Genomic DNA, 17,959 nt, shown 5'->3' with positions numbered 1-17,959 from the left:
GGAGAAAAGGGAGAAAAGAGGTTAAAAGGGTTTAGCTACCCTGGGCTTCCAGGGCTTCCTGGAGTATCATGACGGCTTTTCTGATTTCCGCGTATGCTTTCCTGAGGTGGATGAAGAGCCTGAAGTCGCCGAGGCTCCTGACGATTGGCCCAGGAGCGATTTCAAGGGCCTTGTTGTACTCTTCCATAGCCTTGTGATAGTGCTCCATAGCTTGCTGAAGGATTGACTGGTCAACATTTGCATCAACGGCTTTCTGGTAAAGCTCTGCGAAGGTTGAGTTGTACTTTCCGAAGTTGTGGTAGTAGAGGTACGTAAGCCCTCTGAATGTCATTCTAAGTGTTCTGTATCTAACCTCGAAAGTTACTGGAGATGCAAACTTGACCTCAACGACAAGGTAGACTCCATTCTCGCCCTTCTCGACGTACCAGTCTACGACATGGTCTCCGTAAACCTGGACATCGATGGTGTCACTTGGAAGTGGGACAATAACGTAGGCAGTCTCGCCACTTGGTCCGTTGACAGTAACTTTAACATCCGAGCCACTCACGGTAACCTCTGTAACTTCGGCGTTACCAACGACTATTGGCTCTGCCTCCTTTGGTGAGAGCAATGGTGAAGCAAGCGGGTCAATGACAGTGTACTTAAGGGTGCCTTTGTAAGTGGCATAACCGCTTCTGGCTATCGTGACGTTCAGTGTGTGCTCACCAAGCTTGAGCATCTCTGGCTCAATGTCAAGCTGGAGTTTTCCATTTTCATCGGTAAGTCCGTAGTACTCTCCATTTATGTACACCTCAGCACCGGGCACCGGAACTCCGGTAAGGGCATCCTTGACAATTATGACTGGGCTCTCCTCACCAAGTTTAAGTTCGTTCTTCTCAAGACCTACTGCAAATGATGAGCCCCCGACCTTAACGAAGACCTTTGTGCTGACGACTTCCTTAACACCATCATTGATGTACGGATCCTTGAGCAGGAGGTAGAGTTCACCCACATTGAGACCTGGATAGACATCCGCAGTGGCATTGAGTGCAAGGGTGACATTGGCAGTCTCACCGGCACCGAGGCTCATGTTCTCTTGGTATGCATAGAGGTAGCCATCTCTGAGTGCGTACTTCGTGAGGAGGAACGTAGTCTCGTTACTGGGAACATCGTAACCGTAAACAAGTATTGTGTAAATCCCAGGCTGCGGGTTCTCAAGCTCAAAGGTCTCGTCAGAGGTCGGACCAACTTGCTGGTCGTAGGTAGTTCCATCGGGTCCAATGACGTATAGGTCAAGGTCTGCCTCGGGGTCTCCGGGGTTGCTTATAGAGAAGTGAACGAGCGAAGTGTTCTTTGGCACAGTGAACTGCTCTACATACCACTCGTCCTGGCCGACAGTTTCAATGCTCGCGTTGTAGGGACCGACACCTGATACTGCCACAAAGGCGTCTATTGGAGCGTAGAGATTCTGAACAGTGTAGTTGAAGATGACCATGCCAGAGTCGTAGGGAACCTCTGGTATGTAGTCAGCGGGCTTTACGCCGTAGATTGATACGTTGTAGTCAATCTTGGCTTTCAGTGGTGGTGCGTAAACATCCCATGCCCATGCATTGAAGTAGTTGTTGGATGCAAATATCTCCCAGATTCCTCCCTCCGGGTCAGTAATCGCTCTCCGGTCCCTCGGGCCACCCATGTCACGATATACTTTACAAGCCGATGAATTTGGCATTTCGGGGCCGACGGTTCCAATCCCCATAATTTGCATTCCATCAGGATCTGTGACAACGCTAACTACATCAGCGCCAGTCTCCTGGTAGACGCTGATATCCACGAGCTGAGCATCGGCGGGAACCTTAAAGAGCAGTCTGTTGAGGTTGTAGTTGCCTTCCTCGTTGGCCTTTATGTTAAGGGTCTGCTTTATCGTATAGTTGTTCTCTGGTGCAAACTCATAGGGGACCACTATCGTAACAGGAGCCTTCATATCAATTATGGCAGTGCTTGGGTCATCCCCAATAATCAAGGCTTCGTGGACACCTGGCGTGAGATTGACTCCAAAGGCATATGGGGTCGTGAAAAACACTGGCACAGTGTCCTTAGGGGCAATAGTAACATTGAGTATCCTGTAACCTACTCCATTTCTAAGCTGGGTGAAGTTATCGTTAAGGTACATGTATGGTGCAAGTTCTCCGGTGGCATAAATGGTAAGGTTAACTGACTCGTTTCCGGAATTGTGGACGGTTATGAGTCCAAAGGGGGAGTTGTATCTCGGAGTCATTGCAAGGTCATAGAGTGCATCGGGGTTTAACGGGTCAGACAAGTTCACTGACCACTCAACTGGATACGGGAGGAATGGGTAACCGATGCCCAAGATACCCTTTAGAGCGTCCTGGAACTGCTCCCTTTTCTCACTGTCCCTTGCATAGTAACCGGAGTAAACAAGCGGAGACTCCTCAACGTGCGTCATAGTCTTGAGGACATCCCATGCACCGGTAACGTTAAGGAATCCAAGTCCCGCGTCAACGATGCTCTGATTAAGGGGTATCGCACCGCGAACGAGGGCATCTTCAAGCATGTCTGGGGTCGGCTTAACACCGTAGGTTTCCTTGTAAGCCCCAATGAGCAGGGCCAATGCTCCACCAACGTGAGGAGCAGCCATGGAGGTACCACTCATGTACTGGTAGGGGACCTTGTTTCTGCTGAGAGGATAGAGCATCTCAAGGGGCATTGTAGACATTATGTCAGCACCAGGGGCAACGAGCGTTGGTTTCATCTGACCAACTTCATTAGGACCGCGAGAGCTGAATGTGGTAACAACTGCGTAGTCATTGAGTTCGTCAACCGGGAACAGCGGAACTTCACTGAGGTTGCACAGTGAGCAAACGTACTGGTATTCACTGGTGTTTATCATGTGCTCATTGAGCCACTCCATTCTGAGTTTCTCCATAGCCGCTCCAACGGATATTGCATTGAAAGCCGTGCTTGGAGAACCAACCGAGTTTATTCCCGGACCCTCGTTTCCTGCCGAAATTGAGAACGGTATATCAAACTGGTCGGCAACCCAGTCAAGAACCAAGTCATCATTGTCATCACCAAGCTGGAAGAGCGGGAGGCCTCCAATGCTCATACTAACCGCGTCGGCTTCGTCTCCGGTGTTGGGCTTTCCATCGGGACCTAGGGCAGCGTAGAGGAAGGCGTTTATAAGGTAGCTAGTAAGGATATATCCCCCATAGTCTGCTCCGACTTTAATAACCATCAACTGAGCTCCAGGAGCCATGCCCTTAATCCAGCCGTTGGCGGCAATTGTTCCAGCAACGTGGGTGCCGTGGTCACCCATGTCGTAGCCCAGTATAACCCAGTTTCCATTGGGGTCCATATCGGAGACAACGAAGCTCTTCTTTATCCCAAACTTTTCACTCCATATCCACGCACCAACATTGTCTGGGCCGGGATGAGTCCTGTAGACTGTGAGAGGCTTCTCATCGGCAAAGCTACCATCATCGTCGGTGTCAACATAGACAAGATTGTATACACCAGGGGTGTCGTTGTCAACGAGGAGTATTGCACCTGCCCACGAGTCGTGGTGATTCGCGTAACATACAGGATCAAGATCGTCGTTAGTGTATGGGCAGTAGTTAGTATTGTTCACGAAATCACCATCGAGTTCAACGCCCCACTCCTCAACATGGCCTATATGGTATATTCCGCTCTTCGAAACAGCGTTGGTAGGCAACTTGAAAGTCCTGTTCATATAGACAACGGTACCGTTTATTGCCCTAACCTCAGTCGAAGTATTAAACCATCCCGAGGCAGGTTTAGCTGGAATCCCAAAGTACTTGCTGAGAATATACGTTGGAGTTAAGTCAACGTAGTCCACAATCTTGGGCTTTCCGTCGGTAGTCCACTGAAGGTCAGGGTGTCCTGGGTCAACACCAGTGTCTATAACGGCAACCGTAACGTTCCTGCCATCAAACCCCATTTCCCACATCTGTTTGGCAAACGTGGACTCAACACTAACGTTTGCAAGTCCCTGGGCTTCATCTGCAGTGAGAGTAACATTTCCAATGAAGTAATTAGGCTTGTTTGGGTCTCCAATCTGAAAGCGAGGTTCGGGGTCAGTAAGCTGGTAAATCTGGTCAACCCAAACTCGGTCTATAGCTTTGCTCTTTGCAAGCTTTTTGAGGTCATCAACTTTAACTCCTATCGAAACAAGGTTCACAGGCTTGAAGACATTAAAGACCATAAAGCCCTCCTGAACAAGTTCAGAAACGTTGTGGCCCTCCCTCAGGTGAACTATCAAAGGAACCATATCAAATCCCATGGCTTTTGCTTGAACAAACGCAGAAATTACTGACTTTGGGATATACGGTCGGTCATTGTTGTCATAGAACTTTGAGAGCGCAGTAGTAACCTCCTTTGTGTCGTGCACCATTGGTTCACTCAGCGTTGTATTTAATGGCACATACGCCTGAGCGAACGCTGCTGGTACTATCGCGAGCGTCATTACTACCACGATTAAAAGACTCAACGCCTTTCTATTCATTCCAACACCTCCTATGGGGGTACTTCAACATCCTCTACTTGGCGCCCCGATATAAATATTTCGACTGGGGTGCGCTCGAAAACGCCGGAAAGGACAACGTTGAGTATCGAAGTATTCTCTTGACACCTTGTTCCAACTACGGAAAAGATTTTTAACCTAACGGTGAATCAAAAAGCAAACTAATGCACTATAATGAAAGCCGGTGAGTCACGATGAAAATAAAAGCAAACCACATTGCTGTAATCCTGATTGGACTCGCCCTTGTGGGGTTCATCCTGAATTCCCAAGTTCAACACTACCAGGGAGGAGAGATATACGAGTCCGCGAACCACGCATACGGCCTTCTCGTGAGGGGCTTCAACGTGACAATAATCGTTAAAACCGTTGACGGGAAGACCATCGAGGGCAACCTCCTGAGCGTGAGGGGTTCTACCATCTCCATAGTCGTGAACGGAACCACTTATACCGTCGGCGGACCCGAGGCAACGCGAGAGGACATAAAGGCAAAACTCATCAGAATAGTCTACCACGGTAAAGTGTACCTCTACGGGGTTGACCCGATGGAGGGCAAGGGGTCCGAGGTTTTCTCAAAACTACTCCCCGACCAGTACTACTCCGTCCGCTACTCCGGGAAAATTTACATCGGGGATGGGATAACCCCAATAGAGATAGGCAAGCTGAAGTACATGGCGGACTACAAAACCTACGGCTCAATAACGATAAACCACCTCGGCCCCAATGGCGCGATAATAACCGCCAATATGGTTCCGGTTCAGTACCTAATCAAGTACCTCGGCAACTATACGGTGTACACCTACGGTCTTCTCTACGTTAACTCCGACGAAAGAAACCTTCCCCTGAAGCTCGTTGAGGTGAGAGGTCCATGAAACTCCCGGCTCTCGTGCCGGTTCTCTTTATGACCTACGTGGCAGTAGGCCTCGCCGAGCCCAAGACGCTCGCGGTGAGCCTCGTCTTTGCGCTGGCGATACTCTTCGGAATACGCCGGGGAGATAGAGTTGAATGGAGGGACCTGGGCTTTGAAATCGACGAGAGGTACGTGAATTACGCGTTCTGGATAGCGATAGGAATAATCCTCTATCAGGTCATAAGGCTCGGAAACATCCCCCTTCTGCACCCGGCAATAAGGACGCATCTCAACCCGAGGCTGACGGCATTGACTTACTTCCTCGGTGTCCCGGCCAGCGTCTACCTCTTCATCAGGGGAAAGAGGTACGCCCTCCTCTACCCCGTTGCGGTTTCCCTCTACGCCTACAGAACTCCAGTCCTCGTCTCAATAATAGCCATAGGCTCCGCCTATTACGAGAGCGCCAAGGGGGAAGGAAAACTCGACGTCAAAAAACTCGCCGGAATTCTCGCCGGGGGCGCTGGGCTGTTCCTGCTCATAACGTTCCTCAGGGGGAACACTCTATCGAGCCTCTGGGTCCGCTTTCAGAGCACGGTCTCTGCCCTCGACGTAATAATCTGGCGCGGGGACTGGAGCGGAACTTATGGGGGACAGTTGCAGTGGGCCGGAGTGGCTTCCTACATATGGGGAGGCTATTCTCCGAGGGGACTCATAGCGAAGTTCCTCTACGTTCACACTGGGGCAACGATAACGGCCACGCTCCTGGGGGGAATGTACCTGGACTTTGGAATCTTCGCCGTAATAGAAGGCTTCCTCCTCGGGCTCTACTACGGGGCCGTTTCGAAGGCCACCCATCCAACCACCAGAGCCCTCTACTATTCAACGCTCGCCTATGGGATAGTCGGGGTTGAAACCGGAATCCTTGACCTCCCCGTTTACGTCCTCTTCCTCCTCGGTGCCTACGCGGTCTACAAGGGATGGAAGGTGATGAGAAAACGTGAAGCCCACTGAGGTCTTTGCTTTAACCGCATGGACTTACCTCGGCATGGCGTGGCTGGGAAAGGTCCTTTACTTCAAGGGGATAGACGTGGGTCCGGCCCTCTACGCCATCCTTTTTCTCTCCCTCCTCCTCATCGGAGAAAACCTGGGACCAAGGCTGAGGGGAGAGGCCTTTCTTCCAGCATTAATCCTCCTCGTTCCTCTCGGTCCCATCTACTTTATCGGCGGACTCGTCAGCTTTGCGATTCTGTTTTTTGCGTTGAAGAGGAACCTTCTGAGGAAAGCCGTCCTTCCGGCGGTGCTCTTAGCGGTTTCCCTGACGGTCTTTGCGTGTATCAAATGGGGAATCCCAGTGTTAAAGCCGGAACTGAGATACACGAGCGCGAGCGTTCCGTTTCTCGTTGCAGGAGACATAATCATTGGGACAATAGCAGTTTTTCCAGACGTTCGCCTTCTGGTACTTGGCGAGGCGATTGCGCTCATCAGCGCGTCGAGAACAGTCGGGTTAGGAGTGGCGGCTGCATACGCCCTTAGAATGGCCTACGACAACAAATTGACCATCGAAGAACTTAAAAGACACAGGAAAGCGGTTTTGCTTGGTATCGTCCTTCTCCTGGCGGTGTTCCTGGCGAGACACTACGTAACGGTGAGGGAGTACTCCACCTGGAGGCTCGGCTTCCTCGGGAGCCTTCTCTACAGACCGGCCTCTTCCTACACAGTCTACGAGAGGCTCTTCCACCTGGGAATGCCCCTCGGAAACCGGGAGCTCCTCTTCAACCCGGACCCCACCGGCTACGTGGGGGAGCTCTTTGGAAAGGAAGTCGGATACACGTACACGCTCTTTGGACAGCCGGCTTACGACTTCGGGATTCTCGGACTCCTTGAGGCCCTAATCCTCGGGCTCGCCCTGGGAAGGGCTTCGAAGAATCCATTCACGGGAACCTTCGCGCTCACCGTTGCAATTCTTGCCCTCGACATTGGGATTGAGGGACAGTTCCTCGTTGCAATCCTCCTGATGGCGTACCTTGCAGGGGTGAAGGAAGATGGATAAGAGAACCCTAACCCGGAAGGTCCTGCCGGGAATCGTTTTCCTGTTTGCCCTGGGCATAGAGCTCATCACGTTTCCACCCTGGGACACCCTGAGCTACGACGGAGCGCTTTACATTGACATCGCGAGGAACCTCGCGGTCAATCCAACGAGCTTCACCTACCAGGGAGCCTACATGATGTACCGTCCCCCGCTCTACCCGTACACCCTTTCGTTGTTCTACCACTTCGTCCACGAACCCCTGAGCCAGCTAAGGGTTGCAAGGCTCGTATCGGCCGTCTTCTTTGCCCTGACGGCGGTCCTGGTTTACCTGCTAACCCTGGAGCTCTTTGAAAGGTTCGTTAAGGGAATCTTCGCCTCGGCCTTCTTCATCTTCAACGCCCTCGCCTTCACAATGGGAACCAGAGAGCTCGTCCACAGCGAGTTCACGTTCTTCTACACCCTGGCCATCTACCTCCTCTACACCGGAAGAAAAAGTGGAAACCCCACGAGGATTTATCTCGCCTTCGTTTCGGCCGGCCTCGCGATACTGACGCGCTACACTGGGCTCTCAATAATAGCGGTTTTCATCACTTACCTCTGGCTCACCGAGTACTGGAACTGGGTCAAAAAAAGGGAGTACCTCATTGGCTTCGCCCTGCTCCTCCTCACCCTGAGTCCCTGGCTCTACCTGGGCCACCTTCACTACGGGGGGGCGCTGAAGCCGTTTGAGGTAGCGAGCAGGGTCGTTACCGCCGACAGGCCAGTCTCGGTGTCAACCTTCCTGAAGTGGCTCTTCAAGGACATAGGCCACGTCCTTCCGGCTCTGGTGGTTTTGGGGCTTGTAAGACAGAAGCAGGACGAAAAGGGATGGCTCCTGATAAGCTGGGCCCTCATCGGGTTTGCCATGATAATGACGGTCACCCACAAGGAGACGCGCTTCATAACGTTCCTTGCCCCGGTGATGGGGATACTCGCCGTTGAGGGGGTTTCCCTAATCGTGGATGGGATTGAAAAAGCCCTTGAACTCGCTGGAAGGCCGATAAAACCGTGGAAGAAGGCCATCACAATAGGTCTCGCCCTGCTCCTCCTCATCCCAGTGGGCGGAAACGCGTTCGTTCTAAAGGAGAGGTGGAACATAACCGGCAAGTACGACTCCCATGTGCTCAGGTACGCGAGCGAGCATTATCCCGGTGAGAGGCTCTTGGTGTCGCCGTATCTCTACACTATGGCCGGCTTCTACTATCCCGGCGCCAAGGTTGAGATGATACTTTATCGCAAGGACGTCGAGAAGAAAATAAGCGAAGGCTACTACGATGTGATTATCCACAAGGACCCGAACACGTACCTCAACATCCTCAAGAGCGGAAACTACGAACTCGTCAAGGAGTTCTACAACGGAAAGTTCAAAATCTTTATAAGGAAGAACCTCGGGGCGAATTAGGGCGCCCTATTTCCAAATGAACACATCCCCTCTCTTTTTCAACCTTATACACTGAGGAACAGGCCTGGATAGTTAATTTTAAAAGCGACCTTTCGATATATCACCCGCAGTAATTAAACGGAGGGAAACGCCATGAGCGAATACAGGTTTATAAGGTGGTTCGAGGAGCTCAGCAAGAAGGATGTCCCCCTTGTCGGAGGCAAGGGTGCCAACCTCGGTGAGCTTACCAACGCGGGAATCCCTGTCCCGCCCGGATTCTGTGTCACCGCTGAGGCCTACAAGTACTTCGTCGAGAACGTTAAGGTTGAGGACGGTAGGACCCTTCAGGAGTGGATTATGGACATCATAAGCAAGACCAACGTTGACGACTCCAAGCAGCTCCAGGAGAACACCGCCAAGATTAGGGAGAAGATAATTCAGATGCCCATGCCCGAGGAGATTGCCAAGGAGATTGAGGACGCCTACAAGAAGCTCAGCCAGCGCTTCGGCAAGGACGCCGTTTACGTCGCCGTTCGCTCTTCTGCTACCGCTGAGGACCTTCCGGAGGCTTCCTTCGCCGGCCAGCAGGAGACCTACCTCGACGTCTACGGCGTTGATGACGTTATAGACAAGGTCAAGAAGTGCTGGGCCTCACTCTGGACCGCCAGGGCTACCTTCTACAGGGCCAAGCAGGGCTTCGACCACAGTAAGGTTTACCTCAGCGCCGTCGTCCAGAAGATGGTCAACAGCGAGAAGAGCGGTGTCATGTTCACCGCCAACCCGGTCACCAACGACAGGAACGAGATAATGATTAACGCCAGCTGGGGCCTCGGTGAGGCCGTCGTCAGCGGAAGCGTTACTCCAGACGAGTACATCGTCGAGAAAGGCACCTGGAAGATAAAGGAGAAGTTCATCGCCAAGAAAGAAGTTATGGTCGTCAGGAACCCCGAGACCGGTAAGGGCACCGTCTACGTCAAGGTCGCCGAGTACCTCGGCCCCGAGTGGGTTGAGAAGCAGGTTCTCACCGACGAGCAGATTGTCGAGGTCGCCAAGCTCGGTGCCAAGATTGAGGAGCACTACGGCTGGCCGCAGGACATCGAGTGGGCCTACGACAAGGACGACGGCAAGCTCTACATCGTCCAGAGCAGGCCGATTACCACCCTCAAGGAGGCCAAGAGCGAGGAGGGCGCCGAGGTTACCGAGGAGGCCGAGGTCATACTCAAGGGTCTCGGTGCCTCACCGGGCATCGGCGCCGGTAGGGTCGTCGTCATCTTCGACGCCAGCGAGATTGACAAGGTCAAGGAGGGCGACGTTCTCGTCACCACCATGACCAACCCGGACATGGTTCCGGCCATGAAGAGGGCCTCCGCCATCATCACCGACGAGGGTGGAAGGACCAGCCACGCGGCCATCGTCAGCCGTGAGCTCGGCATTCCGGCCGTCGTCGGTACCAAGGAGGCCACCAAGAAGCTCAAGACCGGCGACTACGTCACCGTCGACGGTACCCGCGGTGTAGTCTACAAGGGCATAGTCAAGAGCCTCGTCGAGAAGAAGGAGGAAGAGAAGGCCGCCGGCGGACAGGTCGTCGTTGCCGGTGCCCCGCTCGTCACCGCCACCAAGGTCAAGGTCAACGTCTCCATGCCCGAGGTTGCCGAGAGGGCCGCCGCCACCGGCGCCGACGGTGTTGGACTCCTCCGCGCTGAGCACATGATACTCAGCATCGGCCAGCACCCGGTCAAGTTCATCAAGGAGGGCAAGGAGGAGGAGCTCGTCGAGAAGCTCGCCGACGGAATAAGGACCGTTGCAGCTGCATTCTACCCGAGGCCGGTCTGGTACAGGACCCTTGACGCCCCGACCAACGAGTTCAAGGAGATGCCCGGCGGAGAGGACGAGCCGGACGAGAGGAACCCGATGCTCGGCTGGCGCGGAATCAGGAGGAGCCTTGACCAGGTCGAGCTCCTCAAGGCCGAGTTCAAGGCCATCAAGAAGGTTGTCGAGGAGGGCTACGACAACATCGGCGTCATGCTTCCGCTCGTCGCCAACCCCGAGCAGATAAGGAAGGCCAAGGAGATAGCCCGCTCAGTTGGCCTCGAGCCACACAAGGACGTCGAGTGGGGAATCATGGTCGAGGTTCCCGCGGCCGCGCTCATCATCGAGGACCTCATCAAGGAGGGCCTTGACTTCGTCAGCTTCGGTACCAACGACCTCACCCAGTACACCCTCGCCATCGACAGGGACAACGACAGGATTGCCTACCTCTACGACGAGAAGCACCCGGCCGTTCTCAAGCTCATCGAGAACGTCATAAAGGTCGCCAAGAAGTACGGCGTCGAGACCAGCATCTGCGGACAGGCCGGCAGTGACCCGAAGATGGCCAGGATTCTCGTCAGGCTCGGCATCGACAGCATCAGCGCCAACCCCGATGCGGTCGAGCTCATCAGGAAGACCGTCGCCCAGGAGGAGCAGAAGCTCATCCTCGAGGCCGCTCGCAAGAGGCTCTTCGAGGATGAGGACGAGCTTGACTTCTGATTTCCCTCATTTTTCTTAAAATTTTGCTCTAGCCAACCATTAGATTTTTATTTGCTTTAGTGGTATATGGGCACGGTGGTTATTAGTGGGACGCAGGGAGAAACAGCTGACACTTCTTGGTACTACACTTAAAACGGAGGAGATGAGCATACCCCCCGGAAAGATAAAATGTGTAGTTACTGGAAAGCTCCGAAAAGACACTCCTGAGGAGAGAGTTAGGCAGGAGATAGCTAGAGAGCTTATTGAAGTTTATGGATATTCACCCCAAGACATGGATGTAGAGTTTCCAATCAAGATGGGACGAGCGAAGAAAAGAGCTGACCTAGTGGTGTTTTATGAAGGGAAGCCTCATAAACAGGAGAACATTTACATTATAGTCGAAGCAAAGAGAGAAGATATCAAACCCTCTGATAAGAAAGAAGGCATCGCCCAGCTTGAAAGTTATCTTTCTGCTTGTATGAATGCTAAATTTGGTATTTGGGTTGGAAGTGAAAGGATAGTTTATCAGGTAATCAAAAAGAAGGGCATTAGAAAGCTTGTCCAAATTCCAGACATTCCAAAGAAAGGAGAGACTACTATCCCGAAACCAACCCACGGAACCCTAAGGCCTGCAACTAATCTCAAGAGCGTATTTAGGAGGATTCACAATTACATACATGCAAATCAAGGCCTCCCTAAAGACCAAGCATTTGAAGAATTGCTGAAACTCATCTTTATCAAAGTGTACGATGAGCACTTCAATCCTTCACTTAAGTTTTACGTTCTTCCAAATGAGGACCCCAAAGACGTGAGGGATAGACTTGAAGAGATTTTTGAAAAGGTAAAACGGAAATACCAGTATATCTTCGATGAAAACGAATCACTTAAACTAAATGACCGAGTGCTCATCTATGTTGTATCCGAACTCCAGCGTTTCAGCCTCGTTAATACCGACATTGATGTCAAAGGGGAAGCATATGAAGAAATCGTTGGTTCAAATCTCAGAGGAGATAGAGGGGAATTCTTCACTCCCCGCACAGTATGCAGAATGACGGCAGAAATGATTCTGACACTCTTTAGAGAGGAGGACATAATGAATCCCGGAGGGGTGAGAATCCTCGACCCAGCCGTTGGCACTGGAGGATTCCTAATAGCAATAATACACCATCTCAAAAAGTTACTTGAATCGAAAGGCTACCGCTATGACTTGCTAAGGGACACACTTGCGGAAATCGCCAGAGCAAACCTATTCGGCATAGACTTCAATCCCCTCCTAGTTAAAGCCGCTCAGATGAACATGGTTATGCATGGGGATGGCTCATCGAATATAGTTCATGCTAATTCACTGGAGCACCCATCAAAGTGGAGCGATGAAGTTCTTAGAACACTATTTCCCGAGGATGTCAAAAAGTTCGGAAGCATAGAAAAGTTCAGAAAATACCTGGCAACACTTGAAAAGCCAGAAGAAATTGAAAGTGCTATCTCCCGTTTCGACATTGTGATAACAAACCCCCCATTTGGCTCCAAACTCCCAATAGACAACCCAGAAATTTTGTCTCAATACGAGATAACAACCTTCGAAGCTACCAGCCCCAGGAGTTCACTCCCACCAGAACAGTTGTTTATAGAGAGAACACTTCAGTTCCTCAAACCCGGCGGAATTTTAGGAATAGTCCTTCCAGATAGTATACTAAGCAACCCAGGTCTTACATGGCTCCGCAAGTGGATACTCCAAAAAGCAAGGATTATCGCAAGTATAGACCTGCCAACAGAAACGTTTGAACCTCACACCGGAACTCAGACCAGTGTTTTGATACTTCAAAAGAAGTATCCTCACGAGGTTGGAAGAGATGAAGAGTACGAGATATTCATGGCGATTCCTGAAAAAGTTGGTCACGACAGGAGGGGCAATGATATTTACAAAACAACACCAGATGGAAAGATACTCCTCGATGAAAGAGGGAACCCAATAAAGGATGATGACCTCCCAATAGTCGCAGAACTCTTTAAAAAGTGGGCCAAGGCAAGGGGGCTCACTCCATGAGCGACGTTAAGTGGGTTAGTGTCCCAAGTGCATTCATTTTTTCTGGCGAGCTTAGGCTAGATGCAGAATTTTACAGTAGAGAGCGTTTAAAGGCCCATATATTGATTGATGAACTTAAAAAATCTGGGATTTCAATTGGTTTAATTGAGGATTTTAGTGAAAAAATATTCCACAGACCAAGGTTTAGGCGTAATTATGTGTCAAAAAATGAAGGCGACCCCTACCTAATGCCAAATGAGATATTTCTGTTTCCCCTAAAAGCAAGAAAGTTCATTAAAGACTATCCCGAGGGCCTAAAGATTGAACCAGACTGGATACTAATAACGTGCTCTGGAAGTGTTGGGAGAATTAGGATAAGCGACAGAGTACTCTCAACCTATGTTATGTCTCACGATTTAATTAGAGTCATACCCAAGGACAAAAGCTCCCTAGGATACATCTATGCTTACCTCAACACGTGGATTGGACAAGCGTTTTTGACTAAAACAAACTATGGTGGCCCTATAAAACACATTGAACCACACCACGTTGCCAATATCCCAATCCCAATCGTAGATGAGGACATCATGAAGAAAGTGAACAGCAGGATTCTTGAAGCTCACAAAATGCGCGAGGAAGCACAGCTCAAGCTTCTTGAGGCCGAGAAATTGTTTTATACTGAACTCAGCCTTCCTGAAATTGACGAAAATTCAGTAGAATACTTTGGAGGAGACTTAGGAAGGAAAGTCAAAGCCTTCACAGTTAAGGCGAGTGAGCTTGATTTGAGGCTTGATGCATCGTATCATATCCCTCTAGTCCGAAAGGTTCTCGATGAGCTTTCAAAATCTAACTTAACTATAGTCCCGATGCAATCTATACTCGCTAGGGCATATGTCCCCCCAAGGTTCAAAAGAATCTATGTAAAACCCGAGATGGGAGTCCCATTTTTATTACCTATTCACTCCGTTTTAGTGAAATATTTCGACATCAAATATTTGTGGAAACCGTTAGCAGAAAAACCAGAATACCAGTTAACTCCGGGAATGTTGCTTATTACGAGAAGCGGCACACTAGGAAGAGTCATGTTAGTAACCGAACACATAAGCTCTTGGGCTGCTAGCGATGATTTCATCTACACAATACCCAGAGAAGACATAAACCCCGGATATCTTGTTATCTTTTTACAGAGCGTCTATGGACAAGCCCAAATAATAAGAGAAACGTATGGGGGAGTAATCAAGCACCTAGAGGAATTCCACATTACAAAAATCAAACTTCCCCTCCCAGACAAATCAACCCAAGACAAAATCGGAAACCTCGTCATTGAAGCCTACGAGCTCAAAGATAAGGCCAACCTATTGGAACAGGAAGCTATCTCAATGCTTGAAAGACACTTGGAAGAGCTCAGTGGCGTTTCACTTTGAGGCTAGAGTTTACCTTTTTTAAAGTTGTTCAACGAAAATGATAAGCTAGAGGTGTGCTAATTGGATAACAAAAACCATTATCCCTCGTGGTCCCGTAAGAAAAAGCCAAATCTTTCCAAATTCTTTCGATATCCTTGATGTCGAGATTAGGAGTGAAGATATTGAAAAGAAACTGATTATTGAATTTTGTGAGTATGCCTTACGTCCTGAATTTGGCCCATTTATCCACCTCAAAGTTTTTATACTAACGTTTCGACAAGTATCTCAATGAAGCGAGTCGAGGCAATGCGCGAGCAGATACTCAGGGGCCCCGTTGTAAAAACGCTTATCCTGTTAGCCTACCCTCTAATCATAAACCAGCTCGTGCAGGTCCTTTACAACCTGACCGATACCTTCTGGCTCGGAAAGCTCGGCAGGGAGGAGCTGGCCGCGCCGGGAACGGCCTGGCCCCTCGTCTGGTTCTTCATGGCGATGGGAATGGGGTTCGCTACAGCAGGTTTCGCCTTCGTGAGTCAGTACGTCGGCGCTGGAAACTACGAGAAGGCCAACCGTTCCGCCGGGGCGCTCTACTCCCTTATGATGCTCTTCGCCATCGGCGTTGGGATATTCGGCGTGGTCTCTGCCCCATACCTCCTGAGGTTCATGGGGGTAAGTGACACAATTTACCCCTACGCCCTCTCTTACACGCGCGTCATCTTCGCGGGAATCCCCTTCTCTTTTACCCTCTTCGCCTTCAACTTCCTCCTGAGGGCGATAGGCGACACCAGAACGCCGGTTAAGATAAACATAGCGACGGTACTGCTCAACCTCGTCCTCGACCCCTTCTTCATCTTCGGCTGGGGGCCGTTTCCCAGGCTTGGCGTCGTCGGAGCGGCCGTCGCGACCATGCTCTCCAACAGCCTCGGCTCCATCGTCGGCGGCTATCTGCTCTTCACCGGAAAGGTGGGCGTTCACCTAACCCTTAAGAACCTCAAGCCAGACCCCTACTTCTACTCCCGCATCTTCCGCGTCGGCCTTCCCTCGAGCGTTGGAACTTCAACGACTGCTCTGGGCTTTGTAATCCTTACGAGAATCATCTTCACAATCGGAGAGCTCTACGGGCAGGCTCACGGAATAGAGAACTTTCAGGATGTGGCCTTCGCGACATATTCAATAACCAACAGGCTGACCAACTTCATGTTTGCGTTCTCCGACGGGGTAAGCATGGCCATGGGAACAATGGTGGGACAGGCCATCGGGGCGAAGCTCTACGAGAGGGCCAAAGAGATAGCGGAGAAGGCGATGGCAATCAACTTCACAATCCTCGGTGTTGGAACGCTCCTCTTTGCCCTCTTCCGCGTCCAGATTTTCAGCTTCTTCATCAACGACCCGGCTATAATAGCGGAGAGCGCCAAGGTCGTGAAGTACTTCTCCGCCTCGCTCCCGTTCTTTGGAATATTCTCCGCCGTTAACAACGTCTTCCAGAGCTCGGGTCACACGAAGAAGAGCATGCTCCTCAGCATGTTCCGCCTCTGGGGGCTGAGGCTTCCCCTCAGCTACGGCCTCGGTGTCCTGACAAGAGACACCACCGGGCTGTGGCTCGGAATGGGGCTGAGCAACGTCCTCGGCGCGCTGGTAGCGCTCGCGTGGTTCCTCCACGGCAGCTGGATGAGGGCTATAATCGAGGAGTAGCTTTAAATAGTAGCCCTTCGATGGCGGTCTGATAGGCCATGAAGCTCCAAGAAATGCGCGAGGAGATAATCAACGGGCCGATAGAAAGAACGCTCCTCAAGTTAGCCGGGCCCCTCATAGTAAACAACCTCGTCCAGGTCGTTTACAACATAACCGACACCTTCTGGCTCGGAAAGCTCGGCAGGGAAGCCCTCTCCGCGCCGGGCGTCACGTGGCCGATTATAGGAACGCTCATGGCCCTCGGAATGGGGTTCGCAACCGCTGGCTTTGCCTTCGTTGGTCAGTACATAGGCGCGGGGGAGTTCAAAAAAGCCGGCCGTTCGGCAGGAGCGCTTTACTCACTCATGCTCTTCTTCTCGGTTACAACGGCCATAGTGAGCGTCCTAATCCTGCCCTACGCGCTCCGCTTCATGAAGGTAACGCCAACGCTCTACCCCTACGCCAAGACCTACGCGACGATAGTCTTCCTCGGCGTTCCCTTCGCGTTCACGTACATGGCCTTTTCCGCCCTGATGAGGGCTTCTGGAGATACAAAAACACCCATGAAAATAACGCTCCTCACGGTTTTCCTCAACATAGTCCTCGACCCCTTCTTCATCTTCGGCTGGGGGCCCTTTCCCAGGCTCGGGGTTGCCGGGGCAGCACTGGCAACGGTCATAGCCAACGCCACCGGCGCAATAATCGGATTTTACCTCATGTTCTCGGGGAAGGTTGCGCTGAAGCTCAGCCTTTCCAATCTCCGTCCCGACTTTGAGTTCTACGGAAAGCTCTTCCGCGTCGGTCTCCCGTCTAGCGTCGGCCAGTCGGCGAACAGCTTCGGCTTCGTCGTTCTCACGAGGATTATAATGGGCTTCGGCGACGTCACGTACGCGGCCTACGTCATAACCACCCGCCTCGTCAACTTCCTGACGAGCATCTCACGCGGTATAAGCATGGCCATGGGAACGATGATAGCCCAGAACGTCGGCGCTGGAAAGTTCGAGAGGGCAAAGAGGATAGCGGAAAGAACGATGCTCGTCAACTTCACGATAGCGAGTTTAGCGGTTCTAATCATCGGAATCTTCCGCGTTCCAATATTCAAGGTCTTCCTCGACGACCCGAAGGTTATAGCCGAGAGCAAAATCGTCCTGGAGTACTTCCTAATCTCGGTGCCGTTCTTCAACGGAATCTTCATCGTCGTCAACAGAACCTTCAGCTCCGCGGGTCACACGAAAAAGAGCATGCTCCTCGGCATAATCCGCCTCTGGGGCCTCAGGATTCCGCTGAGCTACGCTTTCGGCTACGTCGGTGCGATAACGCTCCTCGGACTTACGATTCCGCTGGCGAAGCTCTTCGACTTTACAAGCAGGGGAGTTTTCTTCGGCATGGGGCTGAGCAACTTCATCGGGGCGTTGATAGCCCTCGTCTGGTTCCTCCGCGGTAGCTGGATGAAGGCAATAATCGAAAAAGAGGCAAAGGGAGAATCCAAGATGACCAAAGGTTATCAAGCAGAAGGCTAAT

10 protein-coding genes are annotated in these 17,959 nt (G+C 51.4%); 9 read left to right on the top strand and 1 reads right to left on the bottom strand.

Annotated features, from left to right (window positions below; all coding sequences use genetic code 11):
• Positions 1-31: 31 nt before the first annotated feature.
• Entirely contained in the window at positions 32-4,519 is a 4,488-nt protein-coding gene (locus BD01_RS11425) for a S8 family serine peptidase (RefSeq protein WP_042688806.1), read from the bottom strand.
• A 212-nt stretch (positions 4,520-4,731) separates the two neighbouring features.
• On the opposite strand from BD01_RS11425, the gene BD01_RS00450 reads away from it, so the two are divergent.
• The 9 genes from BD01_RS00450 to BD01_RS00410 all read left to right on the top strand — a co-directional run bounded on the left by BD01_RS00450 (position 4,732) and on the right by BD01_RS00410 (position 17,958).
• Positions 4,732-5,406, top strand: coding sequence for a phospholipase D-like domain-containing protein (locus BD01_RS00450; protein ID WP_042688803.1), 675 nt, complete (start codon positions 4,732-4,734; stop codon positions 5,404-5,406).
• Positions 5,403-6,395: a hypothetical protein gene (locus BD01_RS00445; protein ID WP_042688801.1), complete on the top strand. Its 993-nt coding sequence runs from the start codon at positions 5,403-5,405 to the stop codon at positions 6,393-6,395. Before BD01_RS00450 ends, BD01_RS00445 begins: the two co-directional genes overlap by 4 nt.
• Positions 6,382-7,434 carry a hypothetical protein gene (locus BD01_RS11035; protein WP_051482139.1) on the top strand — a complete coding sequence of 351 codons (1,053 nt, stop codon included), beginning with the start codon at positions 6,382-6,384 and terminating at the stop codon, positions 7,432-7,434. The genes BD01_RS00445 and BD01_RS11035 overlap by 14 nt, the downstream gene beginning before the upstream one ends.
• Positions 7,427-8,854, top strand: a complete 1,428-nt coding sequence (locus BD01_RS00435; RefSeq protein ID WP_051482138.1) for an ArnT family glycosyltransferase — start codon at positions 7,427-7,429, stop codon at positions 8,852-8,854. The genes BD01_RS11035 and BD01_RS00435 overlap by 8 nt, the downstream gene beginning before the upstream one ends.
• A gap of 132 nt (positions 8,855-8,986) precedes the next feature.
• Entirely contained in the window at positions 8,987-11,362 is a 2,376-nt protein-coding gene (ppsA, locus tag BD01_RS00430) for a phosphoenolpyruvate synthase (protein ID WP_042688800.1), read from the top strand.
• 85 nt (positions 11,363-11,447) lie between these two features.
• Positions 11,448-13,385 (top strand): N-6 DNA methylase, encoded by a 1,938-nt coding sequence (locus BD01_RS00425; RefSeq protein WP_051482137.1) that lies wholly within the window; start codon positions 11,448-11,450, stop codon positions 13,383-13,385.
• Positions 13,382-14,788, top strand: coding sequence for a restriction endonuclease subunit S (locus BD01_RS00420; RefSeq protein ID WP_042688797.1), 1,407 nt, complete (start codon positions 13,382-13,384; stop codon positions 14,786-14,788). Before BD01_RS00425 ends, BD01_RS00420 begins: the two co-directional genes overlap by 4 nt.
• Before the next feature lie 267 nt (positions 14,789-15,055).
• Positions 15,056-16,459: an MATE family efflux transporter gene (locus tag BD01_RS00415; RefSeq protein ID WP_245599250.1), complete on the top strand. Its 1,404-nt coding sequence runs from the start codon at positions 15,056-15,058 to the stop codon at positions 16,457-16,459.
• Between the two features lie 38 nt (positions 16,460-16,497).
• A complete protein-coding gene (locus tag BD01_RS00410; protein ID WP_051482136.1) occupies positions 16,498-17,958 on the top strand; it encodes an MATE family efflux transporter in 1,461 nt (486 codons plus the stop codon).
• Position 17,959: the final 1 nt, after the last annotated feature.

The organism is Thermococcus nautili (genome assembly GCF_000585495.1).
Lineage (GTDB): Archaea > Methanobacteriota_B > Thermococci > Thermococcales > Thermococcaceae > Thermococcus > Thermococcus nautili.
The sequence above is the reverse complement of the archived record's forward strand: the minus strand, read 5'-3'. Positions and strand labels throughout refer to the sequence as shown.